A 19,344-nucleotide genomic window follows, 5' to 3' on the forward strand; every position below is an offset into this window, starting at 1 on the left:
ACTGAAATCAGAGGATTTACAAAAATTCACAACTTAATTAAGGGCATTTTAATTGAGTCTCCGCTGTTGTGGTGACTATACCGCGCCTTAACCAAATGTTTTTAAGCTAGGCCCAAAGGTGGTGCCCACCGCTGAGCAGTCCAAAGGAGACCCATATGAGTTTAGGAACCCTCGATCAGAACACCGCCCTCAAAACCATGCTCTGCAAGGTGCCGGAAGTCACGCTGTTTTTCTGGATCATTAAGATTTTGTGTACCACCATCGGCGAGACAGCGGCGGATTTTTTGAATACCAATCTGAATCTGGGCCTGACCGGCACCACGCTGGTCATGGGCGCGGTGCTCGCGGCAATCTTGGTGGTGCAGTTCCGGTCGCGCCGCTATGTGCCGGTGGTCTACTGGCTGGCGGTGATGCTCATCAGCGTGGTCGGCACCCTGATTACCGACAATATGACCGACAATTTCGGCATCAGTTTATGGGCCTCCAGCGGGATTTTCTCAGTGGCCTTGGCTGCGACGTTTGTGGCTTGGTACGCCAGCGAGAAAACACTGTCTATCCACAGCATTTTTACGTTCAAGCGCGAAGTATTTTATTGGCTGGCGGTGCTGTTCACCTTTGCGCTCGGAACGGCGACGGGCGATTTGGTGGCTGAGAAGCTGGCGCTGGGCTACTGGCCCTCAGCGCTGATCTTTGGCGGCATCATTGCGCTGGTGGCGTTTGCCCACGCCTTCTTACGCTTGGGCGCAGTGCTGGCCTTTTGGATCGCTTACATCCTGACCCGGCCTCTGGGCGCGTCTATCGGCGACTTTTTGTCGCAGCCCAAAGACGCGGCCGGCCTAAACCTTGGCACGCTAATCACCAGCGCTATTTTTCTGATTTTAATCGGCGCGGTGATCATCTACCTCACCACCACCCACCGAGACCAGATTCAAGCTGCCAGTACAGTTTAAACGGTTGCTGAGTGGTGCAGAAAGGCTAAACGAAAAAACCCGCACTGGGCGGGCTTAAATTTGGTGGGCGGTATAGGACTTGAACCTACGACCTCTCGCGTGTGAAGCGAATGCTCTACCACTGAGCTAACCGCCCATACTTTGTACGGCACGTCTTGGTGGGCCTTGCCGGATTTGAACCGGCAACCAATCGGTTATGAGCCGACTGCTCTAACCGTTGAGCTAAAGGCCCAGGGCGAAGCGAGTGGAATGATAGCAGCGGGCTGGGGGCTTGTCAAACAAACCCGCTCAACAAGCTGCCCATCAGACTTACCACTCGCTGGCTCAGATTACGCCCGCGTCTGATACCTTTCCAGCAACTCAGTCTTCAAATCGCCGAAGCCCACGCCCTTGCGCTCCTTGTGGCCTTCGGGGGTGCGCTCACGGACGCTGACGGCCCGCTCTTCTTGCTCTTTGTCGCCCACGATCAGCATCACCGGAATTTTAGACAGCTCAGCCTGACGCACTTTGGCGTTCATTCGGTTGCTAGAGCCGTCCACCTCGGCCCGGAGGCCCGCCGCGTGCAACTCGGCGCGGAGTTCTTCGGCATAGGCATTGTGACGGTCGGCAATAGGGATGATGGCAATCTGGCGCGGGGCCAGCCACAGCGGGAAGTCGCCGCCGTAATGCTCGATCAAAATGCCCACGAAGCGCTCCAAGCTGCCAAACGGTGCGCGGTGAATCATCACGGGTCGGTGTTCCTGACCGTCCTCGCCGGTATAGCTGATGTCGAAGCGCTCCGGCAGGTTGTAGTCCACCTGAATGGTGCCGAGCTGCCACTCTCGCCCGATCACGTCGCGCACCACGAAGTCGAGCTTGGGGCCGTAGAAGGCGGCGTCGCCGGGCTCGATGCTGTACGGCAGGCCCACTTCGCTCACCGCCTCGATAATCTGAGCCTCGGCAGCCGTCCAGTTTTCGTCGCTGCCCACGTACTTGTCGCCCCCTTCGTCGCGGGTGCCTACCCGGAAGCGCACATCGTTCATGCCAAAGGTTTTCAGCACCAGCACCGTCAAATCCAGCACGTTCAAAAACTCGGTCTTGAGCTGATCGGGGCGGCAAAAGATGTGGGCATCGTCCTGGGTAAAGCCGCGCACCCGCGTCAGGCCGTTGAGTTCGCCAGACTGCTCGTAGCGGTAGACCGTGCCGAACTCAGCCAGCCGCACCGGAAGGTCGCGGTAGCTGCGCGGCTTGGCGGCGTAGATGCGGACGTGGTGCGGGCAGTTCATCGGCTTGAGCATGTACTGCTCGTCGTCTACCGTGATCGGCGAGAAGTTGCTGTCGCTGTAGTTCTGATAGTGGCCCGACACCTTATACAGCTCCAGATTGCCGATGTTGGGGGTAATTACGCCCTGATAGCCGCGCTGAAATTGTTGCTCGCGCAGAAAGCGGGTCAATTCCTCGCGCAGCACGGTGCCGTTGGGCAGCCACAGTGGCAGACCCTTGCCAACAAGGGGGTCAATGGTGAACAGCTCCAGCTCGCGGCCCAGCTTGCGGTGGTCGCGCTTCTTGGCTTCTTCCAAGCGTTCCAGGTATTCGTCCAACTCTTTTTGGGAAGCAAAAGCCACGCCGTAGATGCGCTGCAAGATCGGATTTTTTTCGTTGCCGCGCCAGTATGCGCCCGAGGTGCTGGTCAGCTTGAAGGCGGTGGGCAACTTGCCAGTGCTGGGAAAGTGCGGCCCCCGGCACAAGTCCACGTAGTCGCCTTGCGTGTAGAAGGTGATCGGCTCGTCGTCGGGCAGCTCCGAGATCAGTTCCACTTTGTAAGGATCGTAGCTGAACTGCTCCAGCGCCGCCGCCTTGCCCACGTCAGCCCGTGTGATGTCCAAGTTGCGCCCGATGATCTCGCGCATGATGGCTTCAACATCCGGCAAGTCTTCTTCGCGCAGCGGCTCGGGCAAATCAAAATCTTGATAAAAACCGTTCTCGATGCTCGGCCCCACCCCGCGCTTGACGGCTTCCTTGGGAAACCCCTTGCGCCCGTAGTATTCGCCCACCGCCTGACTCATGGTGTGGGCCAGCGAGTGCCGGAAGACGCTCTGGGCCTGTCCAGGGTTTTTCTTGGTGATCAGGCTGATTTCTGCGCCTTCGGGCAGCGGCGTGACCAGATCCGTCAGCACGCCGTTGGCAGTGGCGGCCAGGGCGTCTTGTGCCAGGCGCGGGCCGATGGCTTTGGCGGCGTCGAGTGCAGTGGCGTGTTCGGGAAGGTCGAGTTGTTTTCCGTCAGGTAAAAAAACGTGCATGGTGACTCCTGTTTGGCTTTCTGAAAAGGGGAACGGCAGCGCGACGCAACAAAACGCCTGAGAGCAAAATGGCAGCTCTCAGGCGCAAAGAGTTCGCGTGACGGATTGTCTTGAACTCAACAGGCCAGCGCCGCGCATCATCGGGTTGGAATGATGGGGGAAAGGCCGCATGGAGCCAGTCTAGCAGAGGAGACCGTGCGGGGCGGTCACTGTGCCCAGTATTCGGCAGCCCCGCCCTGGACGGCTGGTGCGAGATGATTCCGATCCCAGTCCCATAAGTTGAGCTGAGGATTGAGTCTGCTTAGCTTTTGTTCGCCAGCACCACCCCGAAGATTCCTTGCGGCTCCGTCCACTTTGCTCCAGTCGTGAAGCCGCCTTCCTTGGCCCATCCTTCGATCAGCTCGGCGCTCCTGAGGCGCATCACCCACAGGTCTCCGGTGTTGGAAGGTAAGGTGCGGGCAATAAATTCCACCTGCGGGTGGGTCGGCTGCAAGGTGTAGATCAGCGTGCCAGTGGGCTTGAGGACGCCGCTCAGCTGTTTGAAGTGGTGATGGATCAAATCATCGTTGGCCAGGATTTCGTGCAGACCCGAGACGATGGCGATGTCCATCAGGCCGCCTTCCGTTGCCTGCGCCAAGTCAGCGTCGCTGAAGGCGTCGGCCCGCTGATAAGTCACGCCGTGCACCCCGAGTTTCTGGCCCAGAGCTTGAGCGCTGTCCACATTGACCTGAGCGTAGTCGCGCAAAGTCGCCTGCACCGTCACGTCGGGCCGCTTGTCTTGGAACTCCCGCAAGACTTCCAAATCGTAACGTCCGCCGCCGCAGGCCACGTCCAGCAGCCGCAGGGTGTCGCCCTGCGCGGGCGCGTGTTGGTGCAGCGCTGCCCGCAGGGCGTCCTTGACCAGTTCGCCGCGTGCACGAATCCCCGTCCAGCCCGGTGAATTGAGGTAGACGCGGTCAATCAGTTTGCCGAGCGGCCCCTTGCCAGTGGGCGTGTTCTGGTAGACGTGTTCCAGCATCACGCCCGAATCGAAGCCGTGCTCGAAGCCGATGCTCAGACCCTTGCTGAGTGGGCTGGCCAGCTTCATGATGCGGTGAACCGCGCCGTAATACCAACGCTTGGGGCTGATGAGGGGCAGTGGACGGGCCAGCTCTTCATAGGTTGGGGTCATGACTGAGCTTAGCAGTTGACAGAGTGTCAGCAATTGAGGCGAAGATAAAGGGGGCTTGGGACTTTCGTCCCGCTGATGGGTTGGCTGCTCAGTCCCACACGGCAGTGGGCAGCTCCGCGTCCAGCGCGTCAATCGCCGCTTCCACCGCCCGTGTAAAGGCCTGCTTGTTCTTGGGATCGGACTCCACCGCTTCACCGATCGCCGCATACAAATTGAGCGGCACCGGAATCCACTCGCCTTTGGGCAGCGCGTGACCCAGCCCGCGCAGCGCCACCGGAATCACCGGCACTTCAGGATGTCGGCGGGAGAGGTGAGCCAGGCCAGTTTTGAACGCTTCGCGCACTTCGGGCTTGCCGCGCGTGCCTTCAGGAAACAGCAGCACGATTTCGCCGCGTAACAAGGCAGCGCTCAGCGGCGCGAGTGGGTCGGCGCGGCGGCCTCCCTCGGCGTGGCGCTCAATCAAAATGGCTCCGATCAGATTCTGAGTAATCCAGCGCACCGCGCCCGACTTGCCGAAATAGTCGGCGGCGGCGGCGGGCCTGACCGTTCTGAGCGCCCCTAGCCGAAACAAGGAGAGCAGCAGCAAGGTGTCGAGGTGACTGTTGTGGTTGGCGACCATGATGGCGGGGCCGGTTTGTGGCAATCTCTCACGGTGCCGCACGCCCAGCCCGAACCCCAGCAGCAGTGCGGGCCGAACCACCGCCGCGAAAAAGAGCGGGCGCAACCACGGATGCGGGCCAGCCGAATCAGAGTCGGGCATCAGCGGTAAGGCCCGTAGACGAAGTAGTAGATGAAGTGGAAAAACACCGGAGCCGTGAACATCAAGCTGTCGACCCTGTCCAGAATGCCGCCGTGGCCGGGAATTAAGCTGGAGGCGTCCTTGACCCCCAGATCACGCTTGACGGCGCTCATGGTCACGTCGCCGATGAAGCCGACGGCGGGCAGCAGCAGGCCCAGAATCAGCGCTTCCCAAACGCTCAGCGGGGTAATGACCGGCGCAATCACCACTGCCAGCACCGCCGTGCAAATCAGGCCGCCGATAAAACCTTCCCAGGTTTTGCCGGGACTGACCTGCGGCACGATTTTGTGTTTGCCGAAACTCTTGCCGCTGACATACTGCGCCACGTCGTTAAACTGCGTCACCAGTACCACGTAGAGCAGCAGACCCACCCCGCCCGCCGGATGCAGTGGCGGCAGCACCAGCAAGTAAGCCAGGTGGCCCAAGCAAAACACCGTCATCATCAGGCCCCAGTGGAGGGTGGAGCTGGCCCGCAAAAAGTTCTGGGTGATGCCGGTGAGCATCAGCCGGAAGGGCAGCAGCAAAAACAGGTAGACCGGCACGATGATAATGAACATGCCGTAGCGTCCGGTAAAGACCCACAAATATTGCAGAGGAATGGCGAGGTAGGCCCACAGCAGCACCTTGCGGTCGGCGCTGCGCTGCGGAATCAGGCTGAGGTATTCCTTGAGCGCCAGATAAGACAAAAACATGATGAAGGCGATGCCCACCCGTTTGCCGACCAATACCGCCAGCACAAACAGCCCCGCCATCACCCACCACGCCCGCACCCGTGAGATCAGTTCGGGGCTGCCAGCCCTTCCGCGCAACTTGGGCACGAGTTCGGAGATAAAAGTGGCGATCAGCAGCAGCAGCAAGATCAGGCCCAGAATCAGACCGACGCCGCCGCGCAAAGTGTCCAGGATACCCTGCATCAGTTTGCTTCCCCCAGGCCGCGCTGCACTCGGTTGGCGATGGTCAGCGCCGCAAGAACGCACAGCACCGCCAGCACCACCGCCAGCCACACCCCCGGCGCGACCCCAAAACCCAGCAGCAGGGCCAGTACGCTCAGCCACAGCGCCCGGTCACTTTTACCCAGCGGCCCGTCGTAGCGGCGGGTGCCACCGTTGGTTTGCCCCAGCACTCCGGCCAACTCGCCAGCAGCACTGAGCGCCACCAACATGGCGGCGGGCCAGCCGTAAGGCAGCAGCGCGAACGGCAAATACAGTGCCGAATCCGAAACCACGTCGCCCAGCTCGTTGAGGTACGCCCCGAGGCGGCTGACTTGATGGCGTTCGCGGGCGATGAGACCGTCAATGGCGTTGAGGGCCATCCGGATCAGCAAAAACGCGGGCAGCAAAAAGAACACCCAGCGCCCGCCACCCACGATATTGATGGCCAGCCCCGCGCCCAAAACCACCGACAAGAACATGGCGCTTAGCGTCACGGCGTTGGCGCTCACCCCCAGGTCGGCCAGACGGTAAGCCAGCGGGCGCAGCAATTTTTGAAACGCGGGTTTGGCAGCGTATACGGTCATGGGTTAAGGCCTCCGGTCGCCTTAGCTTATGTCAGGGCGTGCTGGAGTGGGGGTTGAGCTTTTGTTGCGGGGCGGTAAGGCAGGGAGCAAAACACTCAGGTCAAACACTCAAGTCACCGGCTCGCCCTCCGCCGCGTCTTCCTGAGCGGTTTTCTTGAGTTTCTTGGCGAGTGTGGGCAAGGTCAGGCCCTGCACCAACATGCTGAAGACCACCACTGCGTAGCTCAGCACCAAAAAGGTGCCGCGCAGCGGATTGTCAGGCAAATTGAAGGCCAGCGCCAACGTCACGCCGCCCCGCAGGCCCGACCAGATCATCACCCGTTTGGTGTAGGGCGCAAAGGTTTCGCGGTTTTTGAGCAAAGTCACTGGCAGCCACACGCCAATGGCCCGCGCCACCAAGTTCAGCCCGATCACCGCCGGAGCCAGCAGCAGCAGCAAGGTGTTGACTTTGAGGCTCAGCACTTCAAAGGCCATCACGGTAAACAGGGCGGCGTTGAGCAGGTAATCGATAAATTGCCAGAAGCCAAACAGCCGCGTCCGGGTGTCTTCCAATTGGCGGCGCTCGTCGCCCGACAAACTGCCCAGCCAGCCGCTTTGTTTGGCCCGCCGCCGCCAGATTTGCAGCAGAGCCGAGAGGGTCAGGCCGCTGGCCGCCACCGTCACTGGCCCGCTGACGCCCAACCACTGCGCCAGTGCGTTGCCGCCCACCACCATCGCCAGCGAGATGGTTAGGCGAGTGTTTTCTTCGCGCGGCACCTGCCTGATCAGCAAAATAGCGGCCAGACCCAGCAGCGCTCCCACCAGCAAGCCGCCCAGCATCTCGCGCAAAAACAGCAGCGCCGTGCTCAGCACCGTGACCGTTTGAGCGGCCTCTCCAGCGGCGGGCAAGGTGGCGGCCACCAGCACGGTAAAGGCCACCACACCCACGCCGTCGTTGAACAGGCTCTCGCCAGCGATCAAGGTCTCCACCGTTTTGGGCACGCGGGCGGCTTGTAGCATCGGCAGCACCGCCACCGGGTCGGTGGGCGCGATAATCGCTCCGAACAGCAGCGCCAGCGGCCAAGTGATCGGCAAGCCCGCCCAGTTCAGCAGCCCGTAAAACCCGCCGCCGAGCAGCAGCATGGTGATCAGGGTGGTCAGCAGGGTCATGGCAATGACGGCCAGCCGCTTGCGAAACAGCAATTTCACGTCAATTTGCATGGCGCTGGAAAACAACAAGAAACTCAGCAGCCAGTCGAACACCAGCGTGCCAAACGGAATGCCCTGCACCAAATCACGGACACGCCCGGCGGGGGGCCAGCCCAGTGAATCGGCCAGCGCCACCGCGCCCGCGATGACCAGGCCGCTGAGCAGCATGGCGATGGTGGGGGAGAGTTTCCAATAGCGGCTGTTGAAATAGGACAGCGCCGAGATCAGCACCATAAAGACGCCGAAGAGTTCGCTGGAGGACAGAGCGTCAGGTGACATGGGGTAGTGTAGAGCGGTCAGAAGGACAGTGAGCTCAAACTCAGCTTAGGACAGCGGTTGTCTTAGGAGTCGCGCTCTGGGTGCGGGATAATGGTGTTGGTCTCACCAAAGTCAGGCAGAAGTTTGTGCTGCAAGCTGATGCCTGACCAGCTCCCAATTATCCTCAAAATTTGTCATCTGAGAGGCGTCAATGCGGGCATCAAATGAAGCCGGGTTGTGTGGGCGATGCCAAGGTATCTTCCGCTCTTTCATGTATTTTCGGTAGGCTGCAGTCAGAATGCCCTGCACGTCGCGCTTGGTCAAGATAAAAAATCGATCTCTAAGGTTGTCGCTCTGCTGGGCAGCGCCTCTCGGGGCAATGGCAACGAAAACATAGATCAGATTGGGATGATCAATCTCCTGATCGCCGCCGTCTATCTGGTCGCCGTCCACAACAGTCAGTTTCAGCCATGAGTCCGCTCGGGAAGGCCACTGCGTACCACGCGCTGCTTTGACCTGAATGGCAACAGAGCGGCACTGCTCGTCTGCCACCAGCAGATCAAAGGCCGGAACGTTTCCTGCAAAAGGGGCTGCCACCAGATCCAATTGCCGCCCCATCTCAGCACACACTAGAAACTCTCCAATCTGTCCAGTCAGCTTATTGCTCAGGCCGCTTGCCAACTTACCCACCTCCCAGTATTGCCCAACCGGGCCGAGCGCACCGCGCTGGAAAGTGATCAGCCAGCGCAGCATCAGCCTTAATAAAGCCCATGTCCAGCGGCAGCACCCGCTCAAAGTCGGTGGATGGCAGTGAACGAATGCCGAGGCTCACCCGCCGACTTCCTCGACCAAAAATTCCATTGCAAACCTGTAGCCGGCAAAACCCAACCCGCTGATTTTACCTTTGCAGACCGCCGCCGTCACCGACTTGTGCCGGAACTCCTCGCGGGCGTCTACGTTGCTGATATGCACTTCCACCACCGGCACATTCTGCCCACCGATGGCGTCGCGCAGGGCGTAGCTGTAGTGGGTCAGCGCACCAGGATTGATCACGATGCCGGTAAAGCCGTGTTCTTCGGCGTCGTGAATCCACTCCAGAAGCTGGCCCTCGAAGTTGCTCTGGCGGCACGTCACGGTGGTGCTGAGTTCACTGCCCCACAGTTCGCACTGCCGTTCCAGTTCTTCCAGCGTCAGGGTGCCGTAGACGCCCGGTTCGCGCTTGCCGAGGCGGTTGAGGTTGGGGCCGTTGAGCACTAGGAGCATGGAAAACCTCGGTTGGGGAGAGGGTGTGTGAGCGTCAGCGATTGCCCTAAATCTAAATCTCCTCCACCCATATCCCAAAAGCTCGCCGCAAAATGTCTTCCGGCACCCGCGCCAGATAAGGCTGTGCCAAGTCGCAGAGCAGCACGAAACGCACGCCCTCAGCGTCGGCTTTTTTGTCGCGGGCCATGTAAGGCCAGAGGTCTTCAAAAGTGAGTGGAGGCAGCGGCTGGGGCTTTTGGTACTTTAAAAAGGCCCGCGTGTCATCGGTCAAGTCTTTGCCGCCCATTTCACGCGACAGCAGCGCGGCGTAGTGCATGCCGTAGCCCACCGCTTCGCCGTGCGTGATTGCTTGGTGGGTGACTGCTTCCAGCGCGTGGGCCAGCGTGTGCCCAAAGTTGAGGTACGCCCGCTCACCCTGCTCGGTCAGGTCGCGGGTGACGACTCCGGCCTTGACGGCAATCGCGTCGGCAATAATCTGCGGCAAGCTGGCGTGACCCGGCACGAACTCAGGTGAGAGTACCCGCTCAAGCAGGCTGGGGTCGGCGATCAGGCCGTGCTTGTAGGCCTCGGCAGCGCCCTCGCGGAAGGTGGCGGGGGGCAGCGTGGCAAGCGTGTCCACGTCTACCCAGACTTGCTTGGGCGGCCAAAACGCGCCCACCAGGTTTTTGCCTTCCGGTAAGTTGACTCCGGTTTTGCCGCCCACTGCTGCGTCCACCATGCCCAGCAGCGTGGTCGGCACCGAGTAATAAGCCACCCCGCGCAAGTAACTCGCCGCCGCGAAACCTGCCAGATCGGTGACGGCCCCGCCGCCGAGGCCCACCACCGCGCTGTCACGGGTCAGGTTGGCTTGGGCCAGTTCAGAGAGCACGCTTTCCAGCACGCTCAGCGTTTTGCAGGCGTCGCGGGGCGGAACCACGATCATCACGGCAGGGGAGAGGGCGGCCCGCACTTGCTCAACGAACTGATTTGGCAAATCACTGGGATAGATCAGTGCCACTTGCTTATGCGGCACTTCAAGGTGGGCCAGCAAACCGGAGCCGACTTCCACGCGGTAGGGCAAAGCGCCGCCGACTTCGATGGTCAGGACTTGCCCAAGCGGCTCAGTCGCAGGCACGCTCCACCTCCTGCCAGTCCAGCGCCGTTCGTTCGGCGTCGGCTTCGTGCTGGGCGTCGGCTTGGGTGTCTTGCCAGTCCCACAGCCGCTCCACAATTTCGGCCACGATCTCCTCCGAGGGCCGTCCGTCGCTGTGAACGTGAATGGTGCCGTGCTGGTACGCGCCTTCGCGCTCACGCATCAGTTCGGTGATGCGTGTCAGGGGATCGGGGACGTGGAGCAGCGGGCGATCCGAATTCTTGGTGCGGGCGTAAACCGTTTCGGGCGTCGCAGTCAGCACCACCACGGGGCCGCGCCGCAGCAGTTCGCGGCGGTTGCTCTCGTGGACAAAAGTGCCGCCGCCGAGGCTGACCACCGCGTAATCTAAGCGGGTCACGCGGCGCACCACTTCCGATTCGCAGGCACGAAAAAAGCCCTCGCCGCGCTCGGCGAACACCTCGGGAATGGTTTTGCCGACCACCCGCGAAATCAGTTTGTCGGTGTCTACAAAATGCAGCGAGAGTTCGCGGGAAAGCTCCCAACCGATTCGGCTCTTGCCCGTCCCCATAAAGCCCGCCAACGCGATCCAGTTCGCGGGGCGGTCAATCAGGCTGGGCAAATTCATGCTTTGCAGTCTAGACGATGTGCCCGCTTCAAAACCCCCAGTTCGCTCACCGTCTGCAAAGAGAGTGTGGTTGAGCTGGGCTTTCAAAACTTCTTCCGGCACTTCTTTGAGGTGGGCGGCCAAACCCAGTTCCAGCGCCGATTCAGAAATCAGCGGCAACGGATGGGGAGTCACCGGCCCTAGTAGTGTTGCGCGTAGCTTCGCGCCGCTTGGACCCGCTCCAGAAGTTCGGGGAGACTATCGCCGCCGAACCGCTCCATCACCGCGTCGGCCAGCACCCAGCCGATCACCGCGTGCAGCACAATTCCGGCGGCAGGCACGGCGGAGGTGTCGCTGCGCTCTTTGGCGGCGTCGGCGGGTTGATGACTTACCACGTCTACGGTGGGCAAGGATTTCATCAGCGTGGCAATCGGCTTCATGGCCGCCCGCACGATCAGATCTTCGCCGTTGGTCATGCCCGCTTCCAAGCCGCCCGCGCCGTTGGTTTCGCGGCGGTAGCCGTGACCGCCCTCGCCCACATACACCGCGTCATGCACTTTGGAGCCGGGCACACGGGCATTTTCAAAGCCGGTGCCTATTTCCACACCCTTGATGGCCTGCGTGCCCATCACGGCGGCGGCAATCCGCCCGTCGAGTTTTCGGTCCCAGTGGACATAGCTGCCGAGGCCCGGTGGCAAGCCCCGAAAGCGAATTTCCACGATGCCGCCGAGGGTGTCGCCGTCTTTCTTGGCCTGATCGATGCCGTCACGCATGCGTTGTTCGGCGTCCTTGTCCAGCACTCGCAGATCAGACGCTTCAATTTCATCCAACCTGTCCCAGCCAAACGTGCCGAGGGCGTCCACGCCGCCGAGGTGGGTCACGTAGCTCACTCCGTCGATGCCCAGTTCGCTCAGCAGCTTGAGGGCCACCGCGCCCACCGCCACCCGCGCCGTAGTTTCGCGGGCTGAAGCGCGTTCCAGCACGTCGCGCAAATCCTTGTGGCGGTATTTGATGCCGCCGGTGAGGTCGGCGTGGCCGGGGCGGGCCTCGGTCAGCGCTTTCTTGCGCGGCTCGCCGCCTTCTTCGGGCGACATGATCTCCGTCCAGTTGCGGTGGTCTTTGTTCTCGATCACCAGCGTCACGGGCGCTCCGGTGGTGCGTCCGGCCCGCACGCCGCTCATGATCTGGGCCTCGTCGGTTTCGATGACCATCCGCCGCCCGCGTCCGTAGCCACCCTGGCGCTTGCGCAGCATCGGATCGATATCGGCCTTCAGCAGCGGCAATTGGGAGGGCAGACCCTCGATGATGGCCGTCAGTTGCGGCCCGTGCGATTCTCCAGCGGTCAAAAACCTCATGCCTCCAACTTTATCAGGCTAGGGGGACCGGTTCTGGGCGTTGCCCAGACGACAGGGCACAAAACGAAAACAGACCCAGCGCACGGGGCGGCGAGTCTGTTTTGGGCCAGAGGCGTAATGTTTGCTTATTTGATTACAGTACCAGTGATGACCACCATCAGCTGCACTTGGTCTTTTTTGCTGCTTTGATTGCCAAATGCGCCGCCTACCACTGGAATGCTGGACAAGAAGGGCACACCGCTTTTGTTAGACGTTTCGTTTGTGCCAAGCAAACCGCTGAGCAACACAGTTTCACCGTTCTTAAATGAGATTGTAGACTGGGCCTCACTGCTGGTCAGGAGAAAATCTCCCGCTGCGTTCGAGCTTAGTGTTGGCTGAGCACTCACTTCACCACGCACTCTTACTGTAATGGTGCCATCAGGCGCAACTTGAGGATCATAGAAGCCCAAGGTAACACCGTAAGGATAAGTTTTCTGAATTGACTCACTACCCCCCGTGCCAACACGGTTAATCTCTAATGTACCACCAGACCTTACGAGAGCTGCTGCTCCCGCTGCTGCATTTTGTGTCACGCTGGTGTTAGTTAAATTGCGCTGTCCGCTCTGCATACTTACTGAGCCATCGTAAACACGTTTCGTCTGGCCTTGCGATTCCATAGCTGTCAAGGTTGGCAAGATATTAAAGCCACCAACCAAGGCGCGAGTTGGATCAAAGGCCGCTGTGAGCGCCGAATTACCATCGCTACCGGGTGCAATGCCCAGCGAGAAGCCGCCGAAGCCCGCTTTCCAGTTGACACCCAGCGCCCGCATGGCCGTATCGGTGATTTCCTGGATACGGACTTGCACGTTGACCTGCGGAACGCGCTGGTCGAGGCTGGGAATCAGCTCGGCGATCTGGGCGACCTGTTGTGCGGTGCCGCGCACAATCAAGGTATTGGTGCGCTTATCGGCGATGATAGTGGCATCGGGAGTAGCTGGAGCAACGGCAGCGGTGTCCGGTTCAGGACTGGCTGGATTGGCGGCGGTGGTTGGTGCTGGAGCAGTAGCCTGAGCAGCCTGAGCTTGCCGGGCCTGGGTTGGGGTCAGTCCGGAGAGCGCGGCTGCCGATACGGCGGCGTTGTTCTGGAGCTGGCTACCGCTGGTCTGTGTGGTCAGGTCGCGGGCCAATGAGCCTTCAAGCACTGCTTTGACGCTCTCCGCGCTGGCGTTCACGAGCTGAAAGACTTTTTGCTGAATCTCGGGGCCGTTCGACACGGCAATGGCCTTGTCGACCTGGCCCAGCAGGGTGCTGGCGGCGCTGAGCTGATCCTGGGTGCCGTTGAGCACCAACTGGCCGGTGGTGCCGACGGGGGTGATCTTGAGCGCCGGAAACTGCGCGGTCAGCAGCGCGGCGATGTCTTTTTGGCTGCCCTTCACGCCGTACACCTGCTGGCGCACATCCGGGTTTTGCTGCACCGAAGGCGCGCGGTCCACTTGTGTCAGCAGCGTCAGGGCCGCGTCGATCTGGGTCTTCTGACCGCTCAGAATCAGTTGGCCCGTTTTGCCGACTGCCGTGACGGCCAGGCCGGGGTACTGATCTTTGATAAGGGCCACCGCGTCGTCCTGAGCACCTTTGACGTTGTAGATGGACTGAATTACCGGACTGACCGGTACCACCACTTTGGCGAGTTCCGGCGGCTGGGAAGCGATAATTTCTTTGACCAGCGCTTCGACCTGCGAGACTTCTTGGTTGTTGCCGCGAATAATCAAGCTGTTGGAAACCGGTTCGCCGACGATTTTGAGTGTGGGCGAGTCGAGAACGATGTCGCCGCCTGCCGTCTGGGGAGCGGGGCTGCCCGGCGTGGCGGTGACCGGCGCTGAAGTTTGGCGCGTTCCGAAGGCCAACTTGACGCGCTCTCCCACCAAGCTGGCGTCCAGCGTTTTAGGCAACACGACGATCCGCTGAATCGGGTTTTTGCCGACGCGCAGCACTTCGCTGCTGCCGAGTTTGACCACGTCATAGTTCAGGCCGTACACGTCCATCAAAAAGGGCCAGACCTGATTAAAAGGTTTGCTGGCAAAATCGTAAGTGAGCTGTGTCGCAGAAACGCCGGGTTGAGCGGCCTGAGGCGTGGCTGCGTCGCTGGGCACGCCTGAGCCGCTGCCGACGCCGGGGATAATGAGGCTGTCGAGCGCCGGGTCGAGAATCAGTTCGTAGCCTGCCGACTTGGCCACAGCCGTCAGGAGCGCCATCAAGCCGGTGCCGTCGCGCACGATTTTGAAGGTCACGTTGGCCTTCGACAAGCGGGTATCGGCGCTCACGGCGTTCCCGGTTTGGGCGCTTTGGGCGCTGGCGGCGCTCAGCGCGAGAGTTAAGAGCAAAATCAGGCTACGGTTCTTCATGGCTCACCTTTTGTCGAGTTGGAGGGTTTTGGCGGTGTTGTCGAGGGCCAGCGTGGCGCTTGAAGCAGTGACTTCGCGCACATTGATATTGGTATCGGGAATGTTCTGGCCCACCGAGACGACCACAAAGCCCCGGTCGGTCTTGAAGACGGCGGTGTTGAGCGGCCCCAGCACTGCCGAGTTGAAGCTGAGATTGCGCTCTTGGATGTAGCGCTCCAAGGTGTTGAGCGGCGCGGCAGAAGTCGGCGCGAGCGCTTGTCCAGCGGAGTTGGCGACGGGAGCGGCGTTGTTGAGCTGGGTAATTACGCCGGGGGCCGCGTTGGTGGCCGTACCGCCGGTTGTCCCTGCCGCACCGACCAGCGGATTAACACCGGGCAGTTGCAGTTTCGGCGTTTGGCTCACTCCCGGCACGCTGATACTGGCCTGAGCCTGAGCGCGGGTCTGCGCCGCTTTGATGTCAGCTTCGCGCTTGGCTTTTTGAGCGGCGGCCAATTTGGCTTTGGCTTCAGCGATGGCCTGCGCCTTGGCCACTTTATCGGCCTCGGCTTTTTGAGCGGCGGCCAGTTTGTCGGCAGCGGCCTGCTGCACTTTGGCGGCTTTGGCCTGCTCAACTTGGGCCTTGTCGGCCGCTTGCTGAGCGGCTTTTTGGGCTTTGGCGGCGTCGAGTTGTGCCTGCTTTTGGGCAGCGGCTTGCTGGGCAGCGTCACGCTGAGCCTGTGCGGCGGCTTGCTGAGCGGCTTGTTGCTGAGCTTTCTGCGCTTGCTGAGCGGCGTCGCGCTGAGACTGAAGTTGGGCCTGTTCAGCCTGCGCCGCTGCTCGTTCAGCTTGACCTTGCTGACCCTGCTGGCCGGTCTGGCCCTGAGCGCCGTCAGCGCCTCGAGTGGCAACTGGCGCTCCGCTTTGAATATTGGGCTGCGGCAGGATACCGCCGATGCGCGGGCCGCTGGACAAGCCGCCGTTTCCGGAGGGGCTGCCCGTAGCATTTCTAGAATTGTTGTCGGCCACCACGATCGGAGCGCTGGGGAGCACGCCGGTGGTGCGAACCGGTGAGGCAATCGGCGAGGTGGGGGTGGGGCGCACCGGAGTGGCCGTGGACGCAGTGGCGACTGGCGCGGGCGCACCCGAGGAGTTGGCATCCGGCACCACGTTCAGCGGGCTGAAAGGATTGACCGTCGGTACGCTGGCCAGCGGCTCATTGGGATTGATGCCCGAAGGCGGGCGCTGCACGTCGGCGTTGGTTTCGGTGGGTGTGCTGGCGGCAGGAGCGGTGCTTGTGGCCGCAGTATCACCGGCAGGAGCGCTGCTCAGCGGCGGAATGCTCAGCACGGCACTGGTGCGGGCCGGAGAAATGGTCGTGCTGGAAGGGGTCGGCGCTTGTGGGCTGCTGGCCGCTTCCGAGCCGCCCTGAGCGGTAGGCAGCCCCGAGGGCGAACTGCCCAGCGTGGGCGCAGCGCTTAAGCCGGGCGCGGTGGAGCCGGAGGCGGTGGGCTTGGGCGTCGCAGGCTTGACGGCGCTGGGCAGCGACTTGTTGGGCTGGGCTGAACCGGGCTGGATGGTACCCAACTTGGCAGCCGTTGCCGCCGCTGGGTCAGCTTTGCCGGTGGCGTTGGCCGTGCCTGAATCTGGCGTACCGGACAGTGCGGTGGTGGTCTGAGCAGGCGTTACCGGCGCACCGCCCGGCACGGTGGCGGTCGGCGAAACCGGAGCTGTGGCGGTGGGCACGTCGCTGGGAGCCTGAGCGCTGGCGTCGCGTCCGGTATTCCAAGTGTACCAACCGCCTACCAAGGCGACCAGCACCAGTACCGTCAGCAAGATTCTCATTTCGGGTGAGAGTTTGAGGGGCGCTTTCACGAATTGCCTCCCGCAGGAGCGCTGGGCGCGGACGGTGTGGCGGGTGCATTTGGCGTCGTTGGGGCCGCGCCGGGTGCACCTGCGGGCGTGGCCTGCGTGCTGCTCGGATCGAAGGTGTAGACGGTCATGTTGATGACGCTGTTGAGGTTGGGATCGGTGTCATTGGGCGCGGGCAACGTCATATTGACGCTGGTGATCTTGGAAAAGCGGCCCATCGTCTCCACCGAGCGCAGGGTACGGAACGTCGGTGCGAAGCGGCCCTGCACGTTGAGATTGAGGTTGACCGCCTGCACGCCAGCGGGCAGATCGGCTTCGGCGCTGCTGGCCACCGTGATGCCGTCGATTTTCCCTCCCGCTGCGCTGGCACTGTCCTGCACGTCGCGGATGACTTGTCCCATTTTGACGGTGCTGGGTAGGGCGCGAACGAACACGGCTTGTTCTTGCTCCAGTGCCCTGACATCGGTGCGGAGTTGAGGGAGCTGAGCCTGCTGACCTTGCAAGGTGGCGAGCCGGGTGTCGGCGTCATCTAGGCTGGTTTGTACCGCCTGAATTTCTTGTTGCCGGGCTTGAAAGCGCAGGAAGTACCACATCACCAAAGCGATCAGGCACAGGCCAACCACGATAAAAAACAGGTCGCGGGGTTTGAGTTTGGGCATGGCCGCATTCATTGGGTGGCTCCACTGGTCGGTGCGGCGGGGGCCGCAGGGGCGGGGGTCGTGGGCGTCACGTTTGCCGGGGTGCCGTTAGCAGGTGTGGTGGGCGTGGTCGTGGCCGCCGCGCTGACCGGCGTGCCTGCCAATTGGCCGATGCTGGCGGTAAAGTCAAAATTGTTGGTTGCGGTGTTGCGCTGGGTGCTTTTGAAGTTCACGCCGTACTTGTCTTGGTCGTAAGCGTTTAAAAAGCCGACCAATGTGCTGGTACTCAGCGCCGTGCCGCTCAGGTCGTATTCCTTGCTGGCGGGTTTGCCGTTATAAAGCGTATTGCTGGCGGCTTGGTGCATGTTAAGGCTGCTCAGCGCCACGCCTCCGTTTTGCGGCAACTGCGCCACGAACTGAGCGAGGTCGGTTGACCAGTAGGTTTTGCCGCTGCTGAGGCTCGTGGCAGTTTGGCTGATGGCGGTCAGGCGGGCTTTGTCGGCGGTCAGGCGGCGAAACTCGGGAGCGTCCTTTTCCTCTATACCGCTGATTTGGCCGTTTTCATCATCGAGCCGTTTTTGCAGATTGCCGACCTGAGTGGCCACCACGATTTCGGGAATGGCCACCGCCAGCAAAGTGACGGCCACCGCCGCGACGCCCGCATACAGCCAAACGTTTGGCTCGGTGCGCTTGCGGTACTGCGCCGGGAGGAGGTTGATCTCAACCACGCGAATTCACCCCCCTGAGAGCCAAGCCCAGCGGCACGGTAAATTCCGGCGCGTTGGTCTGGAGGTAGCCGGTGTCTACGCTGGCCTGATCGGTCTGCACCGTCAGCCAAGGACTGGCCACCTCGACCCTAAAGCCCAGCGCGTCGCTGATGGCCGGAGCCAGCCCGCGCAGCTTGGCTCCGCCGCCTGCCAGGAAGGTGCGGTCGATGACGATGTCGCCGGACTGCACCCGGTAAAACTCCATCGAGCGCCGCACTTCGGTAATCAGCTCGCCCAGCACGGGCCGCACCACTTCAAAGACGCGGGCGGGGCTGTACTGCTCCCTGGCCATGTCGAAGTTGAGCAAGTCTTCTTCGTCCTCGGTGGGAGTGGTGGCGGTGGCGTAACCGATCTTGATTTCCTCGGCGGAGGAAAAATCGAGGTCGAAGGCTTTCTGGAGGGCGGTGGTGAAATCGTCGGCGGCCACGTTGATGTTGCGGGCCATCAGCATCCTATCGCCGCGCACCAAACTGATCACGCTGCTGCTCGCGCCGATTTCCATCACGAGGGCCACCTCGTTGCCCTCGGTGTAATTGGTGCCGGTCAGGGTGCTTTTGGTGAGGTGTTCGCCCAGCAAATTGCCGCGCAGGGCACGCAAGGTGGCAAATGACTTGAGGTCGATGACGGTAGGCTCTAGGCCTGCCAGACGCAGCACTTCGACTTGGCGGGCAATCGCCTCGGTGGGCGCGGCGGCGATCACCACTTCCATTTGTCCGTCGTCGTTCGCGCCGGGAATGTCGTCGAGCACGTCAAAGTCGAGGCTCACGTCGTCGATCGGGTAAGGGATATAGCGCTCGGCTTCCCATTTAATGGCTTCCTTGAGCTCCTTCGGATCCATTCTCTGCACCATGATGTTGCGGGTCACAGCCTGCTGGTTGGGCACGGCAGTGACAGCGTATTTGGTGGTGATGCGGTGCTGGGCGAGTAAGCGTTTGAGTTCGCTGGCCACCGCCTGCGGCTCGATCACGAGGCCGTCTCGCATGCTGCCAATCGGAGTCGGAACCATGACGGCGTGCTGGAGTACGGGCGGCGAACCGGGCTTGAGCACCACCACTTTGATCGAACTGGTGCCGATCTCGACCCCGATGGCCACTGGTTTTGAATTGATGAGCCGTTGTAGAAAACTCGACATGCTTCCTCCAGGAGTTGCGTTGATTTTACCATTTCCTCATGAACATCATCATGAAGCGGTCACTCCTGCGTCTAGAGGGTTAAGAGCGGGAAGGGGGCGCGA

Annotated in this window: 17 protein-coding genes and 2 tRNA genes; 1 reads left to right on the forward strand and 18 read right to left on the reverse strand. The window is 61.3% G+C overall.

From position 1 onward, the window contains the following. Positions 1–155: 155 nt before the first annotated feature. The gene (locus FNU79_RS02030; RefSeq protein WP_225429816.1) at positions 156–950 is read left to right on the forward strand and encodes a COG4705 family protein; all 795 of its coding nucleotides are present in this window, start codon (positions 156–158) and stop codon (positions 948–950) included. A 61-nt stretch (positions 951–1,011) separates the two neighbouring features. Here the strand turns inward: FNU79_RS02030 and FNU79_RS02035 are convergent. The 18 genes from FNU79_RS02035 to pilM all read right to left on the reverse strand — a co-directional run bounded on the left by FNU79_RS02035 (position 1,012) and on the right by pilM (position 19,242). After that, positions 1,012–1,086, reverse strand: a tRNA-Val gene (locus FNU79_RS02035). Between the two features lie 20 nt (positions 1,087–1,106). Further along, positions 1,107–1,182 (reverse strand) — tRNA-Ile (locus FNU79_RS02040). A 97-nt stretch (positions 1,183–1,279) separates the two neighbouring features. Next, positions 1,280–3,229: a threonine--tRNA ligase gene (gene thrS, locus FNU79_RS02045; protein WP_143719205.1), complete on the reverse strand. Its 1,950-nt coding sequence runs from the start codon at positions 3,227–3,229 to the stop codon at positions 1,280–1,282. Positions 3,230–3,530: 301 nt separating this feature from the next. Then, on the reverse strand, positions 3,531–4,400 hold the full coding sequence (locus tag FNU79_RS02050) for a class I SAM-dependent methyltransferase family protein (protein WP_143719206.1): 870 nt from the start codon (positions 4,398–4,400) through the stop codon (positions 3,531–3,533). Between the two features lie 88 nt (positions 4,401–4,488). Then, entirely contained in the window at positions 4,489–5,160 is a 672-nt protein-coding gene (locus FNU79_RS02055; RefSeq protein WP_143719207.1) for a lysophospholipid acyltransferase family protein, read from the reverse strand. After that, positions 5,160–6,113 carry a phosphatidate cytidylyltransferase gene (locus FNU79_RS02060; protein ID WP_143719208.1) on the reverse strand — a complete coding sequence of 318 codons (954 nt, stop codon included), beginning with the start codon at positions 6,111–6,113 and terminating at the stop codon, positions 5,160–5,162. Before FNU79_RS02060 ends, FNU79_RS02055 begins: the two co-directional genes overlap by 1 nt. Then, complete coding sequence (locus tag FNU79_RS02065) at positions 6,113–6,715, reverse strand: CDP-alcohol phosphatidyltransferase family protein (protein WP_143719209.1); 603 nt, start codon at positions 6,713–6,715, stop codon at positions 6,113–6,115. Before FNU79_RS02065 ends, FNU79_RS02060 begins: the two co-directional genes overlap by 1 nt. A 108-nt stretch (positions 6,716–6,823) precedes the next feature. Next, positions 6,824–8,182, reverse strand: coding sequence for a cation:proton antiporter (locus FNU79_RS02070; RefSeq protein WP_225429817.1), 1,359 nt, complete (start codon positions 8,180–8,182; stop codon positions 6,824–6,826). 111 nt (positions 8,183–8,293) lie between these two features. Beyond that, complete coding sequence (locus FNU79_RS02075; RefSeq protein WP_143719210.1) at positions 8,294–8,914, reverse strand: hypothetical protein; 621 nt, start codon at positions 8,912–8,914, stop codon at positions 8,294–8,296. Between the two features lie 75 nt (positions 8,915–8,989). Beyond that, positions 8,990–9,424, reverse strand: a complete 435-nt coding sequence (gene aroQ / locus FNU79_RS02080; protein WP_143719211.1) for a type II 3-dehydroquinate dehydratase — start codon at positions 9,422–9,424, stop codon at positions 8,990–8,992. Positions 9,425–9,476: 52 nt separating this feature from the next. Further along, positions 9,477–10,538: a 3-dehydroquinate synthase gene (gene aroB / locus FNU79_RS02085; RefSeq protein ID WP_143719212.1), complete on the reverse strand. Its 1,062-nt coding sequence runs from the start codon at positions 10,536–10,538 to the stop codon at positions 9,477–9,479. Further along, entirely contained in the window at positions 10,525–11,229 is a 705-nt protein-coding gene (locus FNU79_RS02090; RefSeq protein ID WP_404825757.1) for a shikimate kinase, read from the reverse strand. Before FNU79_RS02090 ends, aroB begins: the two co-directional genes overlap by 14 nt. A 92-nt stretch (positions 11,230–11,321) precedes the next feature. After that, a complete protein-coding gene (aroC, locus tag FNU79_RS02095) occupies positions 11,322–12,476 on the reverse strand; it encodes a chorismate synthase (protein WP_143719213.1) in 1,155 nt (384 codons plus the stop codon). Between the two features lie 125 nt (positions 12,477–12,601). Continuing rightward, positions 12,602–14,857, reverse strand: coding sequence for a type II secretion system protein GspD (locus FNU79_RS02100; RefSeq protein ID WP_143719214.1), 2,256 nt, complete (start codon positions 14,855–14,857; stop codon positions 12,602–12,604). Positions 14,858–14,860: 3 nt separating this feature from the next. Then, positions 14,861–16,708, reverse strand: coding sequence for a hypothetical protein (locus tag FNU79_RS02105; RefSeq protein WP_143719215.1), 1,848 nt, complete (start codon positions 16,706–16,708; stop codon positions 14,861–14,863). Further along, positions 16,705–17,376 (reverse strand): type IV pilus inner membrane component PilO, encoded by a 672-nt coding sequence (gene pilO, locus FNU79_RS02110; protein ID WP_143719216.1) that lies wholly within the window; start codon positions 17,374–17,376, stop codon positions 16,705–16,707. The genes FNU79_RS02105 and pilO overlap by 4 nt, the downstream gene beginning before the upstream one ends. Continuing rightward, positions 17,373–18,071: a fimbrial assembly protein gene (locus FNU79_RS02115; RefSeq protein ID WP_143719217.1), complete on the reverse strand. Its 699-nt coding sequence runs from the start codon at positions 18,069–18,071 to the stop codon at positions 17,373–17,375. The genes pilO and FNU79_RS02115 overlap by 4 nt, the downstream gene beginning before the upstream one ends. After that, positions 18,064–19,242, reverse strand: coding sequence for a type IV pilus assembly protein PilM (pilM, locus tag FNU79_RS02120; RefSeq protein WP_143719218.1), 1,179 nt, complete (start codon positions 19,240–19,242; stop codon positions 18,064–18,066). Before pilM ends, FNU79_RS02115 begins: the two co-directional genes overlap by 8 nt. Positions 19,243–19,344: the final 102 nt, after the last annotated feature.

It is taken from the genome of Deinococcus detaillensis (assembly GCF_007280555.1).
GTDB lineage: Bacteria > Deinococcota > Deinococci > Deinococcales > Deinococcaceae > Deinococcus > Deinococcus detaillensis.